Origin of the sequence: Amycolatopsis sp. EV170708-02-1, from assembly GCF_022479115.1 — a bacterium.
Taxonomy (GTDB): domain Bacteria; phylum Actinomycetota; class Actinomycetes; order Mycobacteriales; family Pseudonocardiaceae; genus Amycolatopsis.
The window spans coordinates 4,657,058-4,672,190 of sequence record NZ_CP092497.1 but is presented as its reverse complement, the minus strand read 5'-3'; the positions used below and the strand labels follow the sequence as shown (position 1 = coordinate 4,672,190).

At 64.8% G+C, this 15,133-nt stretch carries 16 protein-coding genes and 1 pseudogene; 7 read left to right on the top strand and 10 right to left on the bottom strand.

All coding sequences use genetic code 11. The features are described from left to right. Positions 1-148: 148 nt before the first annotated feature. A complete protein-coding gene (locus MJQ72_RS21200; RefSeq protein ID WP_240598115.1) occupies positions 149-535 on the bottom strand; it encodes an XRE family transcriptional regulator in 387 nt (128 codons plus the stop codon). A gap of 167 nt (positions 536-702) precedes the next feature. On the opposite strand from MJQ72_RS21200, the gene MJQ72_RS21195 reads away from it, so the two are divergent. The 5 genes and pseudogenes from MJQ72_RS21195 (at position 703) to MJQ72_RS21175 (ending at position 3,903) form a co-directional block, all read left to right on the top strand. Continuing rightward, on the top strand, positions 703-897 hold the full coding sequence (locus tag MJQ72_RS21195) for a helix-turn-helix domain-containing protein (protein WP_240598116.1): 195 nt from the start codon (positions 703-705) through the stop codon (positions 895-897). Then, a complete protein-coding gene (locus MJQ72_RS21190) occupies positions 894-1,226 on the top strand; it encodes a WhiB family transcriptional regulator (protein WP_240598117.1) in 333 nt (110 codons plus the stop codon). Before MJQ72_RS21195 ends, MJQ72_RS21190 begins: the two co-directional genes overlap by 4 nt. Continuing rightward, positions 1,223-1,555 (top strand): hypothetical protein, encoded by a 333-nt coding sequence (locus MJQ72_RS21185; RefSeq protein WP_240598118.1) that lies wholly within the window; start codon positions 1,223-1,225, stop codon positions 1,553-1,555. Before MJQ72_RS21190 ends, MJQ72_RS21185 begins: the two co-directional genes overlap by 4 nt. Next, positions 1,552-3,731, top strand: a pseudogene (locus tag MJQ72_RS21180) (FtsK/SpoIIIE domain-containing protein). Before MJQ72_RS21185 ends, MJQ72_RS21180 begins: the two are co-directional and overlap by 4 nt. Beyond that, positions 3,721-3,903, top strand: a complete 183-nt coding sequence (locus tag MJQ72_RS21175; RefSeq protein WP_240598120.1) for a hypothetical protein — start codon at positions 3,721-3,723, stop codon at positions 3,901-3,903. Before MJQ72_RS21180 ends, MJQ72_RS21175 begins: the two are co-directional and overlap by 11 nt. Positions 3,904-4,004: 101 nt before the next feature. Here the strand turns inward: MJQ72_RS21175 and MJQ72_RS21170 are convergent, their stop codons facing one another. Further along, positions 4,005-5,534: a HEPN domain-containing protein gene (locus tag MJQ72_RS21170; RefSeq protein ID WP_240601099.1), complete on the bottom strand. Its 1,530-nt coding sequence runs from the start codon at positions 5,532-5,534 to the stop codon at positions 4,005-4,007. 140 nt (positions 5,535-5,674) lie between these two features. On the opposite strand from MJQ72_RS21170, the gene MJQ72_RS21165 reads away from it, so the two are divergent. Continuing rightward, entirely contained in the window at positions 5,675-6,547 is an 873-nt protein-coding gene (locus MJQ72_RS21165) for a DUF6338 family protein (protein ID WP_240601098.1), read from the top strand. A 242-nt stretch (positions 6,548-6,789) separates the two neighbouring features. Here MJQ72_RS21165 and MJQ72_RS21160 read toward each other — a convergent pair whose 3' ends face one another. From MJQ72_RS21160 to MJQ72_RS21150, 3 genes are read right to left on the bottom strand one after another with little or no spacing between them, the layout of a single operon-like run. Then, positions 6,790-8,340 carry a recombinase family protein gene (locus MJQ72_RS21160; protein ID WP_240598123.1) on the bottom strand — a complete coding sequence of 517 codons (1,551 nt, stop codon included), beginning with the start codon at positions 8,338-8,340 and terminating at the stop codon, positions 6,790-6,792. A 60-nt stretch (positions 8,341-8,400) separates the two neighbouring features. Further along, positions 8,401-9,906, bottom strand: coding sequence for a PH domain-containing protein (locus tag MJQ72_RS21155; RefSeq protein WP_240601097.1), 1,506 nt, complete (start codon positions 9,904-9,906; stop codon positions 8,401-8,403). After that, a complete protein-coding gene (locus MJQ72_RS21150) occupies positions 9,903-10,415 on the bottom strand; it encodes a PH domain-containing protein (RefSeq protein WP_240601096.1) in 513 nt (170 codons plus the stop codon). Before MJQ72_RS21150 ends, MJQ72_RS21155 begins: the two co-directional genes overlap by 4 nt. A gap of 84 nt (positions 10,416-10,499) precedes the next feature. On the opposite strand from MJQ72_RS21150, the gene MJQ72_RS21145 reads away from it, so the two are divergent. Then, positions 10,500-11,117 (top strand): TetR/AcrR family transcriptional regulator, encoded by a 618-nt coding sequence (locus MJQ72_RS21145; protein WP_240601095.1) that lies wholly within the window; start codon positions 10,500-10,502, stop codon positions 11,115-11,117. On the opposite strand, the gene MJQ72_RS21140 is transcribed toward MJQ72_RS21145, so the two are convergent. From MJQ72_RS21140 to MJQ72_RS21120, 5 genes are read right to left on the bottom strand one after another with little or no spacing between them, the layout of a single operon-like run. Further along, entirely contained in the window at positions 11,102-11,464 is a 363-nt protein-coding gene (locus MJQ72_RS21140; protein ID WP_016332590.1) for a helix-turn-helix domain-containing protein, read from the bottom strand. The two genes, MJQ72_RS21145 and MJQ72_RS21140, sit on opposite strands and share 16 nt — an antisense overlap. Before the next feature lie 35 nt (positions 11,465-11,499). Beyond that, the gene (locus MJQ72_RS21135) at positions 11,500-12,081 is read right to left on the bottom strand and encodes a TetR/AcrR family transcriptional regulator (protein ID WP_016332589.1); all 582 of its coding nucleotides are present in this window, start codon (positions 12,079-12,081) and stop codon (positions 11,500-11,502) included. Between the two features lie 51 nt (positions 12,082-12,132). Further along, positions 12,133-12,570 (bottom strand): SRPBCC family protein, encoded by a 438-nt coding sequence (locus MJQ72_RS21130; RefSeq protein WP_240601094.1) that lies wholly within the window; start codon positions 12,568-12,570, stop codon positions 12,133-12,135. Between the two features lie 10 nt (positions 12,571-12,580). Next, positions 12,581-13,237, bottom strand: a complete 657-nt coding sequence (locus MJQ72_RS21125) for a hypothetical protein (RefSeq protein ID WP_240601093.1) — start codon at positions 13,235-13,237, stop codon at positions 12,581-12,583. Positions 13,238-13,247: 10 nt separating this feature from the next. Next, on the bottom strand, positions 13,248-15,080 hold the full coding sequence (locus MJQ72_RS21120) for a CocE/NonD family hydrolase (RefSeq protein WP_240601092.1): 1,833 nt from the start codon (positions 15,078-15,080) through the stop codon (positions 13,248-13,250). Positions 15,081-15,133 lie beyond the last annotated feature (53 nt).

Genomic DNA, 15,133 nt, shown 5'->3' with positions numbered 1-15,133 from the left:
ACCTGCGGAAATAACACGGGATAACACAGGTCGTGTCATCCTCTGCCCGCTCCCGGCGGCCGATGAAATGCCGTTTCTTAGAGGCATGACATACGACACGAACCCTTGCCGGACGGCTATTCGAGCCGACCGGAAAACGGAACTCCCGCTACACGCCGGAATTCCTGTCACGGCTGACCAGTTCGGCGACGTCGGTCCGCAGATCCGCGAGCTGCTCGGTGATCTCGGACAACCGTCGTTCGATCACTGCCAGCCGGGCCGATACCGCGTCTTCCATGTCCTCACGGGGCTGCCCCAACGCTGGCGGTATCCGTCCATGCAAGACGGCCAGCAGGTGTTGCGGGTGCAGGCCAAGGGCCAACGCGAGCGCTTCAAGCGTGCGATCGCTGCGCTTGCGCTCGACAGTGTGGTTCTGGATTTCGCGGACGATCGCCTGCGAAACCTGCGAGCGTTCGGCCAGTTCGCGTTGTTTCCATCCGAGTTCGCTGACGCGCTCGTTGATGGCCTTCGCGACCGCCGCCCAATCTTCCGACACCCATTCCTCCGTGGTCCGCCTCAGCGCCGACATTAGCGCTTAAGGCGATTCCGCGGCGCCGGCGACGGGCCGTGGCGCTCATTCGGACCATTCTCACGCCATTGTGCGACTAAATCAGCTCTTTTTTCGCGACTAAATCAGCGATCTCACGTTAGGACTTCATTCTGATGAAAAAGACAACTCACGGCGCCGGGCATCCGGCGTTCTACTCGGTAGCGGACGCGGCGTGGATTCTGGGCGTCGACCGCGACCAGATCCACCGCGCTATCCGGCTCGGTGTACTGCCTCTCGTCCGGCGCCGCTCCCGTCTGGTGATTCCGGCCGCCGCTCTCCGGCGCGTGCTCGACGGCGGTGCGCGATGAACCACGACGAATACACGGAGATGACCGCCCGGCTTGACCGCTACGCCAGCGTCCCGGACGACGTCCTGGCCGAAGCGGTGACCAGGGATGGCCTGTGTTTCTGGGCGTTCGACAGGACCGACATGCCGGAACTGACCGGAGACGACCCGCCAGACCGGGAGCTAGCCGCACGACTGTGCGCGGGATGCCCGGTGATCGACGAGTGCCTTGAACTCGACCTGCGGACGGCTGGAGCGAACACGGTCGGAGTGTGGGGCGCGTTGCCGGACACGGATCGACGGGCCCTGTATCCGGTCTGGCGCCGCAGCCGGGGCGGTGAGGTGCGATGACGGTCAACCTCACGCCGACACAGATCCTCGCCGGAATCGGTGTCCTGCTCGTCCTGTTCGTGGTGTGGCGGTTCAGCGCCCGGAAAGCACGGCAGGCGGCCGACGTGGCCAGGGCAGGCGTCCGGGTCGTCTCGCTTGCCGGACGCGTCCTGTTCACGGGCGCCGCGTTCGTGGGCGTTCAGTGGCTGGTGATCACCCACCCCGGCAATCCAACGCTGCTGCTCGTGGTGCTCGCAGTGCCGGACTTGATCGCGGCACACGTGCTGACTCGCGCGCTCACCGTGACATCGCTGGACACCACATCCCGTGGTGGTGGTGGTCGCCGATGAACGCGGACGACAAGACCGTGAACGGCACGTCTGCCTTGGCACACAAGGATTCAGGAGAGCTAGAACACATCGGGCCAGTGCTCGACGCTGAGCTGATCGATGACACGTTGCCGCAGCCTCGCGGCCGGACGGTCCGGCGCCGGTTGGTGCGGTGGTGGCTGCATTCGCCTCTGGTGCCGTTGTGGCTGAAGAGCAAGCCTCAGGCGGTACAGGCCCTGAAAGACGCGGTCGTGGCGGTGCTGAAGTCGCCGTGGCGCTATCTCCGCGCGGTCGTACGTGGTCTCGTGGCCGGTGCCCGGTGGTGGCGCACGTGGGTCACGGTGCGGGACTACCGCACGGCGGCCGAAGAGTCGGACAAGCTCGCCGACAAGTTCACGGACATCCGTGAACTGACCTTGTTCCGATGGAAGGTCACCGGCGCGGTACTCGTCGTGGCGGCTGTCGCGGTCGCGATCGTCCATCTCGTGTACGGGAGCGATCCACTGTGGATAGCCGGAGCCGCCGCATCGGTGACGCTGGCGATCCTCGGTCGCCGTAAGGACGGCACACCGGGCCGAAAACCGGCGCTGGCGGGTCCGCGCTCGCTGACGTGGACGATGGACCCGCAAGTGCTGGTGGACGCGTTCCGGGACGCGAAGCTGATCGGGAAGGACGAGAGCCTGCGTCTGGTGGAGCGAGCGCACCGGATCGGTGACGGCTGGGCGATCACGGTCGACCTTCCGGCCACGCGCAAGGCGGCCGACGTGGTGAAGAACCGCGAAGCCCTCGCGTCAGCGCTGGCGGTCGATGAGGTACAGCTCATCGTGGAACGTGTCCGGGGTAACGGCGGACACGCCGGGCGCGTGTCGATGTGGGTCGCCGATGAGGACCCGTACGCATCCCCTCCATTGCGGACACCGTTGTTGGGTGTGACGAGATGGGATGCGTGGCGGGCGGTGCCGTTCGGTCGTGACGCACGGGATCGACGGATCGATCTGCCGTTGGTGTGGACGTCGCTTCTGATCGGCGCGATTCCGAGACAGGGAAAGACATTCGCGGCACGCCTCGCCGCAGCAGGCCTGATCTTGGACGCGTGGGTCCGGCTGTACGTGGCGGATTTCAAGGGAGGTAAGGACTGGGACGCAGCTGGCCAGCTGGCGCATCGGTTCATGTCCGGCGACGAACCCGAGCACGTCTTGTCGCTAGTGGACTGGCTCGTTGAGCTGGTCGCGGAGGTTCAGGGCCGATACCGGCGGATGCGGGACCTTGACGACCTGACGTGCCCGGAATCCAAGGTCACCCCGGACATGTCCGGGACAACGCTCTGAACATGCCGATAACAGCGATCATCATCGATGAGGTCCAGCTACCGCTAGAGGACCGGACACCTGTTGTCGTGCAAGGAAAGAAGGTCCCTGCGGGTGAGTACATCGGCGAGTTGCTGACCTGGTTGGCGAAGAAAGGACCAGCCGCCGGAATCGTGCTTGTCCTCGCCACACAACGGCCGGACTCCAAGACCATCCCGTCCGGTCTGCGCGCGGTACTCGGCTCACGGTTCGCCCTGCGGGTGATGGACTGGCGAGACTCCAACATCGTGCTCGGAGAGCAGATGAACACCCGGGGCTACGACTCCAGCCGTCTCCTCCCGTCGCACAAGGGCGTGGGCATCTTGCGGCCGGACGGGGACACTGCCGCCGGGGCCGATGTGCTCGCGATGACGGTCCGGACCTACTACATGCCGAACGAGGATTGGCAGGCGATCTGCCAACAAGGCCGCGCGCTGCGCGAAGCGGCCGGGACACTGTCCGGACACGCGGCGGGGCACGACACCACACCCACACTCGATCACGCCGCCGTCGCTCGCGCGATCGGCACGGGGGCCACCACCGGGCGGACACCGGCCCCGGCGGACGTCGTGGAGCTACCGGAACCGCTCGCGTCCGTCGTCGCCTACCTCGGTGACGACCTGGATGACGGCGGCAGGGCGTTCGTGCCGACGTCCGAACTGGTCGATGCGCTCGACGTCGAACCGACCGCGTTCGGGCGAGCGATGGGCGACTACGGATGCCGCCCAAGCAGGGAACGCGTACCTGGTATTGACGGGGAGACCAAACGCGTACGCGGCTACCTCACAGCCGATGTCCGGGCCGCCATCGAACGTGTCACAGCGGGTGAGGCGGCGCCGGATGACGGCTGACAAGCGGGAGAGCTACGCCGAAGAGCAGGCGCGTTTGGACGCGGAAGCGGTCGACCGCTGGGCGGTAATCATGGCCGATTGGCCGCCGATGACAGACGAACAGATTCAGGCGATCGCGATAGTTCTTAACCGAATCGAGACACGTCTTGCAGAAAACTGGAAGCAGGCCTGAATAGTGGCTCATTATTCTAAACTAGGGTGATGAGCCACTATTCAATAAGTTTACTAACTTTACTTCCCGGAAGGTTCGCAGTAACCACTCGGTGTCAGCTTTTATTTAGAATAGCAAGGAATCCGATCTCGCCTAGGAGTCACTTGGCCCATTGGTGTTATCACTGGAACTAACTTGCTCGGTTTCGACACCCTGGTCGCGAGTCGATTCAACCGCCTGCCCCACAATGCCAGTGCGCCAGCAATTATTCTTGAATCGATATCATCCGTTGTGAGCTCTGGCCACTGCAATCTGGCACGGAGAAGATTCCGAAGAAAGTACCTGGCCGCTTCGATAGTATCTACTTGACGGCCGTGCAGGGTTACATTCACAGCCTTAGCGGGCCTCTTGCGACCGTGAACAATGGCAGATCGCAGGGAATATAGAGACTTGGACGCCTCGATCACTTCGGCGGAATTGCTTATTCCAAGTTCAGCGAGGACTGCTGCTATACGTATGGCCACCTTGTATGTGGCGTCACCTGGATTGCCCGCAACTAAAGCTTCAATTCCAATGCAGAGGTCCAGAAGTCTGTCAACGTCACTCGGACGCCGCTCCGCGTCCAGTAAGCGCTGTGCCGCTACCGAAACAATATTCTCCTGCTGTCCCAGGGAGGTAAAGCCTTCTCGCAATAGCTCAATCTCTGATCCGCTTAGAGTCTTTGTGGGCTCGGTTGCGGCCTTTAAAGCGGTTGAATAATGCGGCAAGAATGGACCTGGGAGCACCTCGGGAAGTGGGCCCGTAAACTCATGACTCCATCCTACAGGGCGATATAGGACCTGCACATATCCGGTTGGCTCTTCGGCAAATGTTGATAAGACCTGAAAGAATCTATCTAGAACAGGGGCCTCGATTGGACTATCCTCCGGAGTCCATAGCCAAGTTAACGCAGTTGGGTTCGGGAGGGTCCATCCTTCCAGCACTATCGCATGTGTGGCCATGGGAATTAGCTCCTTATAGGCGCTCACGCGAGGGTTTCCAGATGCGCGCGCAAGCTGAAGCCCGTCATCCATTCGCTCAATAAATGTTTTCTCGTCTAATTCGATTCGATCGGATTCGAATGAAATATTGAGAATTGGTACCACTAGCCTTATCGGAACCTCATCAAGAACCCACCAGGCCGCTAACTTGAGAACATGCTCTCGAAGCGCCTCGGTGTTCAGTTCCCAGCCGTTCTCAAAGACATGCTTCTCGGCTGCAATAACAGGAAGCTTTCCTACGTTAACACGTAGGACGTGTTCCATGAACTCGTCCCTGCCGCCAGCGAGGGAATGAAATCGCTTGAGGTCATCATGGTCAATTACATAATTTATAAGGGCTTCGAATCCATCAAGCTCCGAGTACTGGTATTTCGTGCCCCACCTGTTATCGTTTGTGAAAGCGCCGTCGAGGTCTAGTGCGCGCTCCACGCTGGCGCCCGACTTCACGGTGCGATAATCGACGCGATCATCAACAAACGCAGGCAGTGAGATTGTTTTAAATTCGTGGCCAGACCTGTCTAGCTCAGCCGACTTTTGCAGCACATCCACTGCCACCCTGAACGCCAGGTCGACCAGTATGTCAAGTTCATCCAGATTGTTAATTCTTGTCAATCTGCAATCCTTTCGTGCACGGAATTTCCAGAGTGGCGCTTCTGGCTATGTCGACGTCCAGTATCTCTCATCTTCTGCGCGGCGGTAGCTAGGCTACCTCGCACGAGATGACGGGGTGACAACCTGGAACCCTAAGCGTATTGTCGTTCGACAAGCCCAAGGTAACGCGCGCCAACCTGAATGACCTCAAGGAAGGGTGCCGTCACCGGGGGACGCAGGATGCTTGCCCGTGGAGGCGGATACGCGATGACGACTTCGGCGCGGGAGGTTGCTTTTTGATTCCGGGAACTTCGTACCAGTTAATAGTCGCCGTCGCCCTGGTACTACCGGGTATTGTCTTTGGTACAACCTTGCAGCGTCTACGCGGCCCAACCCCGGAAGACAAGGACGCTAGCACTCGCATCTTGCGCGCAATCGCAGTCGGCGCTGCACTTGACGTACTATACGCCTTGGCCTTTGGGCCCAAGTTAGTTCAACTCGCGCATCCTGCGCCGGGACGTCAAGCGTCGTTGCTTTCAATATTTACCGCAAATCCACGTGAGATCGCACTCTGGGTGGCTCTCTTGGCGGGAGCAGTGCCCGCACTGGCGGCATTCTGCGTACATTTTCAATCGGCATTTCGTGAAACATCTCGCGAAATTTCCATAAAGAAGCGCCTTGCCGACGCGCTAAAAATCCACTACAGGACCACTCCGACCGCCTGGGATTACATTGCTCGTGAGGGCGGGTGCTTTATCCGCGTTCGCTTGTCGGATGGCGTATACTTCGGCGGATGGATTGACGAACAAAGTTTCGTGAGCGGCTACCCGGAGCCGAAGGATATTTTTATACGCTCTCAGTGGGCCCTGAATGAAAAGGGAGTCTTTCTTCATAAGATCCAGGGCACACGCGGGGTGTACATACCAGTGTCGGACGGTGTAGTTGTCGAATGGCTATCAATGCCAGATCAAGTTGAAGATGGGTCGTCGGTTGAACCCCCTGAAACAGAGAAACAAGAAGTTAAGGAGTATTAATAGTGAGTGACGATCAGCGGACAGGACGTCCTCAGCGGTCCGTTACGGGTGGTGGACATCCGCGTTCCAACACGGAGGAGCGTGGGCGTAATCCTTCGTCAGGAGGCTCAAAAGAGCCAACTGTTGGCCCGAAGACTCCGAGTGGTGCAAGCAGCGCAAACGCATCGTCGGAAGACAAGTAATAGCCTGGCCAGGCAGCATAAGCCTTAGTCTTTGCAGGCTCTGGCATGAATGCTGCCTGGTCAGTTCGTCTTGCTTCGGTTGCTCACATGGTTGCGCAACTCGACGCGAACTCGATCTTTATCGAAAGTGCGAAACCCGGCTTTAGTAGATGGGTCTACTATGAGGGCGTCGGCACCGAGCGCGTCTAGCAGTAAGGCGCGTTTCTCGGAGACTTCGGCGCCATCCCACTTCTCGGCGGCTTCTTGGCGGGTCAAGGGTTCTGTGGGTCCTTCTGGATTTCCTCCGGTCAGTTCGTCGCGCTCGGCTTCCAGTCGCGCAAGTTCTTTCATGGCCGGTTCGTTGGCCTTGTCGTACGCCGCTTCGGTCATCTTGTCGGCCCCGAACTTCGCAGCGATCGCCTCAAGTCGAGCGTTGCATTTGGTGAGTGCTTCTTGCACCTGCTTGAGCCGATCGGAGATTCGGGCCCGTGCTGCCTTAATCGCCGCTGCATGGCTCTTGTCCGACAAGCGAGCGATCACGATGCCGCGAATCTCGCGATCAAGCATCCGCATGTCGGCTGCGACCTTGCCACACCCGCCACGCGCTTTCGTGCACGCGTACTGTCGTCGCCGTTGCCCATCCTTGTACTCCCCAACATGCGGACGGCCGGACAGCGACTTCCGGCATAGGGAACATGTCGCGATCCCCGAGCCGACATAGCTGTGCCCCGCCTGCTTGCCTCGCGTGCGTCCAGCAAACATCGCGCGCAACCGCTCGAACCTGATCGGGTCAATGATCGGCTCACCGGGCATGTGCCCTACGACCTCGCCGTCGTGCTCGATCAACCCGGCATTGCGAGGCCTCAGCAGTACCTCCCTGATCTGCACAGGCGAGAACACCTTTCCCGTGACCGTGCGCAGCCCGGCGGCCTTCCACTCGTCGTGCAGCGCGATCAGTGTCACTTCCGCGAGCAAGGCATCAGTGCCGGACCGTAGCGCTGCGCGTTCCCGTTCCACCAGTTCCGCCGGAACCTGCTTACGGGTGTCTTTGCCGTTCTCGTCCAGTGCGTTGTCCTTCGACACCGTCCGGTCCAGCCCGGGGAACCCAAACGTTCTGCCCTGGTGATGCGGAACGCCCCGTTTGCGCAGCGTCTCGAACCGGCGCGAGATCCTCTGAGATGCCTCATCGGAGTTGCGCTGGTTGTGGGCGACCTCCTGCCGCAGCTGATAGCGATCGTTGTAGTCCGAGAGGTCATATCGCCCATGTGACGACGCCACAGTGAACGAGTCGAACCCCTCGATCACCTTGAACATGTCCTCCAGGTCGGGCGAGCGACGCCACCCCCTGTCGGTGTTCCACAACACCACCCCGTCACACGCCCGCGCCGCAACTCGCTTCATGATCCGTTCCCACCCCGGACGACGAACCCTCGGGTTCCACGCCGAGAGCTTCGGGTCGGAAATCTCCTCGCCCAGCACGCCGCCCAACCGTTCGATCACCTCACGGTTGTCGGCGTGCTGGGTTTCGCACTTCTCCAGCTTGCCCGCTTGGTTGCGGGACAGTCGCGCGTACGAGTCCAATACCGGCTGCCGACCACCCTGACCTGCACTAACCTGATGATTGATCGCCATAGATCAACCGTAGGTCGACAAGAGAGGGTTGGCTAGAACCGTCCTTGCCACTCACGAGGGTCAGGCCCGTTCCAGAAACGGCGTCAGCAGCTCTGGCACGGACTCCTCCGCGAACAGCAGCCCCTGCTCCTCCCCCGCGTCGTACACCGAATACGCCCCGGCACCGGCGGCCGTGGTCGCCACGACGGTCAGCAAACCCTTGCGCCGCTGGAAGATCGACTGCTTCACCGTCCAGCCGATCACGCCGTCGCGGTCCAGGGCGAACGTGCTCCGCCGCACGGTCCCGTGCCGCCCGACCAGGTACCGCCCGGTGATCCCGTGCCCGAGGTTGCGATAGGCGTCCAGCGCCAGCAGCACCGACGCGGGCAGCAGCACCACGCCGAGCGCGGCGCCGATCACCAGCAGGACGCCGGTCAGCAGGAAGCCGAGGAGCGCGAAGATGGCCAGCAAGACCACCACCGAGCCGATCCACCAGCGCAGCAGCCGTCCCCGCGCGGCTCGCGGATGCCCGGTGAGCCGGACCGCTTCGGCCGGCGAGACCGGTTCGCGCAGCACCGCCGCGGCGATCCGGTTGGCCGTCGCGACCGGCGCGGCCGGCAGAAGCGTGTGGTAGTCGGTCTTGTCCTTGTCGTCGCTTTGGCGCATACCGGTGGCGATCGCGTCGACGCGTGCCGCGCCGGAGATCCGGTTCCCGAGCGGCTCGACGAGGTCGACCCCGCGCATCCGGCGTTCCTCGATCGAGATCGAGCGCGTGGTGAACAGGCCCCGGCGCACCCGCAGCGTGCCGCCGGGTTCGCGGTCGAGCCGGTAGTTCCACCACATCTCGACCCACAGGCCCAGCGCGCCGATCAGGCCGACGACCATCGCGATCGCCAGCAGGATCAGGATCGCCACCACCAGCGGGATACCGCGGAACAGGCCGATCACCCAGTCGATCAGGCCCTTCCGCAGGCCCGCCCATTCGGAGACCTGCATGAGGCCACCACCCGCCGCGAGGCCCAGCGCCGGGGTCAAGAACGACATCGGCGCGTAGCGGATCCAGCTCCGGTCGAGTTCGGCGAGCGGGGCGTCCTCGTCGGTCTCCGTGATCTCCGCGCGGCGCAGCAGTTCCGCGCGCAGCCGCTCGGCTTCGGCACGCGAGACGGGGTTGAGTTTGATCCGGCCCTGCCCGCCCGACTCGTGCGAGCCGGTGCCGATGGTCACCACCGCGACGCCGAACAGCCGGTGCAGCGGGTTCGCCGTCAGGTCGACGTTGCGGATCCGCTCGCGCTGCAGGGATTTCCGTGAGCGGAAGACCAGGGTGAACGCCGTCTCCAAGCGTTCCGGCGTGACGCGGTAGCGGACCCCCTTCCAGTAGAAGAGGTCCGCCAGCACGCCGCCGGCGACGAGGACCAGCCCGCCGGCCACGACCCAGGCGAGCGCGACCCAGAACCTCGCGCCTCCGCCCACGATCGCCGCCGTGGTCGGGATCGCGGCACCGACGGCCGCACCGGTCATCATCACCGCGGTGACCGCGAGCGTCCGCTTGTCGAGTGTGTTCCAGCCCTCGAACTCACCCGAGGTCATGTCGCGTCCCCTGGCGTCGCCTGCGTCGTTTCGGTGAGCTGCTCCGCCAGGCTCGCGGCCAGTTCGTGGTCGAGCCCGCGGATCTTGACCGCGCCCCGCGCCGACGCCGTGGTCACCGTGACGGTCGCGAGCTTGAACACCTGCTGCAGCGGCCCGCGCAGGGTGTCCACGGTCTGGATCCGCGACATCGGCGCGACGCGCCACTCCTGCCAGAAGAACCCGGAGCGCGCGTACACCGCCGTCTCCGTGACCTCCCAGCGATGCACCTTGAACCACCACAGCGGCATCGCGATCACCCAGATCAGACCCGCCACCGCGAACACCACCGCCGGCGTCAGCAGCCAGGACCGCGCGGGCGCGATCAGCAGCCCGAGCACCACCAGCACCAGCACCGGCGCACCCCAGAAAAGCGTTCCCTGCAGCCGCCACCAGCCCACGACCCGCTGATCCAGCGCGTTCCGCGGCGGCCTCAGCCGCACCTTCCCCCGTTCGGCTTCCACCGAGTTCACCCCGACGATCGTTTACAATGCGATCGCATCGTAATAACCTGCGACCGTAGTGGCAATGCGATCGCATTGCAAACGGCGGAACGGATGGTGAAGGTGCCGAAACAGGTGGATCACGGCGCGCGGCGCGCGGAGATCGCCGAGGCGCTGACGCGGCTGACGGCCACGCGGGGCCTCGAAGGAGTCAGCCTCCGGCACGTCGCCGCCGAAGCGGGCATGTCGATGGGCTTGGTGCAGCACTACTTCAAGACCAAGGACGAGATGCTGCTGTTCGCCGTCGAACGCCGCTCACAGGTGTACGAGGAGCGCATCAAGGCCCAGCTGGAGGCCGGCGAACTGCCGTCGACGCCCAAGGCCATCCTCCGCGCGATCATGGTCGAGATCCTGCCGCTCGACGAGCGCCGCCGCGGCGACTGGCTGATGGGCGTCGCGTTCTTCATCCGCGCGATCTCCGACCCGTCCTTCGCGGCCGCGTTCACCGACGGCGTCCCCCAGCTGTTCGAGCTGTTCGCGATCCTGATCCGCCAGGGCCAGGAGGCGGGCGATGTCGACAAGTCGGCCGATCCGATGCACGAGTCCGCGATCCTCTGGGCGCTCGCCGATTCACAGGGCACCAACATCGTGATGAAGCACCGCACGCCGGACGAGGCGCTGTCCACAGTGGACTATCACCTCGACCGGCTGTTCGGTCAGGCGGTGAGCTGACCGTCGTAGTTCTTACGCGCGTCGAGCACCTCGCCCATGTGGACGCGAGCCCATTTGTCGAGCATCTCCAGCGGTTCGGCGAGGTTGCGGCCGAGCGCGGTCAGCTCGTACTCCACGTGCGGAGGGATCTCCGGGTACGCGGTGCGCGTCAGGATCCCGTCCCGGACGAGGCTGCGCAGAGTCTGGGTGAGGACCTTCTGCGAGATGCCGCGCACGCGTTTGCCGATCTCGGTGAACCGGAGCGGGCCGTCGCCGAGCACGCCGACGATCAGCACGGTCCACTGGTCGCCGATGCGGTCGAGCAGCGCGCGGGTCGGGCAGTCGGGGTCGTACGGGTTTCCGAGCACGTGACCTCCTCACTCTCCCGGGGAGAGTAACACGCTCAGCGAGAGGGAGCGGGCTGCATCAACGCCTCGAACAGCAGGATCAGGTGACGGCGGCCACGCTCCCAGCGCGCCTCCAGTTCGGTCTGGTCTCGGGTCGCCCAGCTGGCGATGAGGATGCCGCGGACGACGTCCATCGCCGTGTACACCGCGTGCAGGAACTCCGGATGCGCCGAATGGTCCGGCAGCAGGGCCTTGCCGAACTCGACCAGGCTGCTCGTCGCGATCGGCTCGACCACCGCCATCTGGGCACGCAGTTCCGCGTCGGTCCGCGACGCCACCCACAGCTCGACGGTCGCCGAGAAGACCGGCCCCTGGTGCATCTCCCACAGCAGCTGCAACGCGTCGCCGACCGGGTCGGCCGAGGCCTTGAGCCGGTCGATCTCCGCCATCGCGACCTCGGTGCGCTTGGCCGCGAGATGCCGGATCGCGGAGGTGACGAGGTCGGTCTTGGTCGGGAAGTGGTGCACCTGGGCGCCGCGGGTCACCCCCGCGCGATCCGCGACGCGGGTGGTCGTCGTGCCCGCGTAGCCGTACTCGACGAGACAGTCGATCGTGGCGTCGAGCAGCCTGACGCGCATCGCGGCGCTGCGTTCCTCCTGCGTGCGTCGTGGGGCTGCCATGCGCCTACTTTATGGTGCGCCGCGCGAGGCGCGCGCCACGAGGCTCTCGACCATGCGCCCGATGAAGTGGCCGAGGAAGCGGCGATAGAACCAGCCGGTGCCCGGGATCTTGGCGGTGAACGTGGAATGCCAGTGGATCGCGGTGCCGTTCCGCTCGGGGGTGAGATCGACGTAGGCGCGGTAGTCCCGCACCGGGAGCCCCTTCTTCAGGGAGTAGCCGAAGCGTTTGCCGGGTTCGAGCGCGATGACCTCTTCGCAGCTGTTGACGCCGTTGGTGCTGAAGACGCCGACGGCGCCGAGACCGTTGTCGTCCCCCTTGTCCAGCAGGCGGAACGCGCCCATGGGCGACCAGTCGGGCCAATGCTCGCGGTCCACGAGGAGGGCGTAGACGGCATCGGGGCTCGCGCTCGTGTGGCCGTGGACGGAAATGCGCTGGATCTTCGCCATGCGTTCTCCTTCACCGGGGTTCGTGCCAGGGGAAGCCGTCCGGGGCGGCGGCCGCCCTGGCGAGCAGCTCCGCGTCCCGATGGCCGTGGACGTCGTCGAGAAAAGGGAAGTCGTCCGGCCGGACGGTGAGCTTGGCGACCGGCCGGACCGCTACCGGGCTGGCGGTCTGGGTCGATCGGATCTCCCCGTCCGCCGGCTCCCGCTCGAACGTGGCGGAAGGCAGCAGATACACCGTGCCCGCCCGCCATGGCCGCCGGGCGAGGGCGGGCGCGCTGATCGAGAAGTGGTAACGGGCCTCGCCACCCGCTCGCACGCAGGCGTTGCACATCGACACCGGGGCGCTGTCGCGGTCGAGGATCGCGTAGAACATCGGCCAGATCCCGTCGGCCGCCGCGAACACCGCGAGCCGGCTTCCGAAGTCCGTGATGTCCGGCGGACGGCGCGGGACGAATTCGGTGATACCCGGGTTCCCCGAGCCGTGCAGGACGAAGTCAGCGCGGTCGGCGACATGGCACAGGAGCTGCCATTTCGGGGCGTCGACGTGATAGTCGACGGGCCGGTCGGGGCCGGCCGCGAGCGCTTCGTCCAGCATCGCGTCGAACCGCTCGCGCAAGGCGGCCGACGTCGGGATGGGCGGCCGGCGCAGCCAGAAGTCGGGCAGGCTCATGATTCCGACCTTAGCCAGACGACGCCCCTCCCCACTCGCGTTCGGAGGACTGAACGCGACCGGCGACCGGCACCGAAAGCGAAGTCCCGCCCAGCTCGAACGTCACCCTGGAACCGAGCGCGGGCAGCGCCGGGTCGAACATGTCCCCGTCGGTCCCGCCCAGGACGAGCGCCAGCCGGTGCCCCGCCGGGACGACGTGGTCGAGGCTGCTCAGCCGGAACGTCATCGTGTACGCCTTGCCGGGCACGAGCGGTTCACCCCGCCACAGTGACCGGTGGTGGCCGAGATCCGCCCAGCCGGTCGCGACGATCCGTTTGTCCACAGTGGTCAAATCGGCGACGGTGTCGAGGAAGCAGCCGGTGTCCGCGGCGGTACCCGCGCCCCAGCAGGAGCGGGTCGTCAGGTCCTTCGTGCCGAGCGCGGGGAACTTCGTGTTCCGCACGGTCGCGGGCCCGTAGTCGACCAGCACCGCGCCGAGCCGCGCGCCCGGCTTGTCCGAACGGGCGGTCACCGTCACGGTGGCGGTCCCGGCCACGCGCGTGTCCGCCCGCACGGGTTCACCGGCGAAGACGACCCGATCCGGGCTGGGCTGCGACGGGTTCTCCACCCACTGCGACGCGCCGCGCGCCGGATCGTCGGTCACCGAAGCCGTGCCCGGCGACGGGCGATTCCCCAGCCCGCCCGCCTCCGATGGCCACAAAACGCGTGTCGCCGTGACAGGCGGCCACCGGCGTTCGTCGGTCCAGCGGTCCGGCGTGTGCTCGATCCGGATCGCGGGTTCGGTCTCGACGCCGTTGCGGACGCCGAGCAGCCAGCGGTCGAACCAGCGGTGCAGCGTCCGCACGAACAGCGACCGGTCGAGGTCGAACGGATCGACGTGCGCCGCCTGGTGCAGCCACGCCTTGCGCGGCACACCGTAGGCGTTCAGCGCCTCCCACCAGGGTCCGAACTGGATCGGGTTGACGTTGAGATCGTGGAAGCCCATGGACGCGAAAACGCTGGCGCGCACCTTGCCGGTCTTCGCGACGTAGTCGAGCCCGCGCCAGTATTCGTTGAAGTTCCCGTCCGTCCCCGCGCGCCGCGCGTTGTCCTCTTCGAACGGGCGGCACAGCTTCTCGGCGCGCTCGTTGTAGAACCCAGGACCGCCGGCCCAGCCGAAGTAGGCGCCGTGGGAGTTGTGCACCTCGTAGTACGAGCTGACCCCCGCGATCGGCACGATGGTCTTCAGTCCCTCGATCCCGGACGCCGCCATCCCGATCGCCGTCGCGCCGTCCTGCGACTTCCCGATCGCGCCGACCGACCCGTTCGCCCAGCCCGCGCGGACCCGCTCGGGCCCGAACGGCGTGCGGAAGGCCCGCGCGCGCCCGTTGAGCCAGTTCACGACGCCGTTGCCGGACGCGACGTCGTCGAAGCACCCGGACGAGCGGTTGGTGCCCCCGACGTCGACCAGCACGACCGCGTACCCGCGCGGGACGAAGTAGTTGTCGTAGAAGAGCGGGAACTGCGACGGCGTGCCGTCGGGGAGGTACGTCTTCGGCTGGCGCTCGTTGCCGCGCCCGACCTTCTCGAAGTACGGGCTGACGTCCATGATCACCGGAACGCGCTGCCCGCGGGCGGCCGGTTCCGCCGGGCGGATGATGTCGGCGGCGACGCGGTCGGTCTGCCCGTCGCGGTCGAGGTCCTGGCCGGTCTCCACCCAGGCGGTCTCCCGGATGGCCTTCTCGTAGGAGAACACCGGCGCGCTGACGCCGTCACGCAGGACGAGCCCGGATGACGCGACGGCGGGCGCGGCGGTGAACAGCAGTGTCGCCACGACGGTGGCGGTCAAGGTCTTGAGCCCCATCGTCCGAGTATCGCTTACAAAACCCGAACATTTCCCCCACATTCCTCGTATCC

Bases quoted from the DNA above. Each gene is read 5' to 3' on its own strand.
- MJQ72_RS21195 (WP_240598116.1), top strand. From the start codon at position 703: ATGAAAAAGACAACTCACGGCGCCGGGCATCCGGCGTTCTACTCGGTA.
- MJQ72_RS21190 (WP_240598117.1), top strand. From the start codon at position 894: ATGAACCACGACGAATACACGGAGATGACCGCCCGGCTTGACCGCTAC.
- MJQ72_RS21185 (WP_240598118.1), top strand. From the start codon at position 1,223: ATGACGGTCAACCTCACGCCGACACAGATCCTCGCCGGAATCGGTGTC.
- MJQ72_RS21175 (WP_240598120.1), top strand. From the start codon at position 3,721: ATGACGGCTGACAAGCGGGAGAGCTACGCCGAAGAGCAGGCGCGTTTG.
- MJQ72_RS21160 (WP_240598123.1), bottom strand. From the start codon at position 8,340: ATGGCGATCAATCATCAGGTTAGTGCAGGTCAGGGTGGTCGGCAGCCG.
- MJQ72_RS21155 (WP_240601097.1), bottom strand. From the start codon at position 9,906: ATGACCTCGGGTGAGTTCGAGGGCTGGAACACACTCGACAAGCGGACG.
- MJQ72_RS21145 (WP_240601095.1), top strand. From the start codon at position 10,500: ATGGTGAAGGTGCCGAAACAGGTGGATCACGGCGCGCGGCGCGCGGAG.
- MJQ72_RS21135 (WP_016332589.1), bottom strand. From the start codon at position 12,081: ATGCGCGTCAGGCTGCTCGACGCCACGATCGACTGTCTCGTCGAGTAC.
- MJQ72_RS21130 (WP_240601094.1), bottom strand. From the start codon at position 12,570: ATGGCGAAGATCCAGCGCATTTCCGTCCACGGCCACACGAGCGCGAGC.
- MJQ72_RS21125 (WP_240601093.1), bottom strand. From the start codon at position 13,237: ATGAGCCTGCCCGACTTCTGGCTGCGCCGGCCGCCCATCCCGACGTCG.
- MJQ72_RS21120 (WP_240601092.1), bottom strand. From the start codon at position 15,080: ATGGGGCTCAAGACCTTGACCGCCACCGTCGTGGCGACACTGCTGTTC.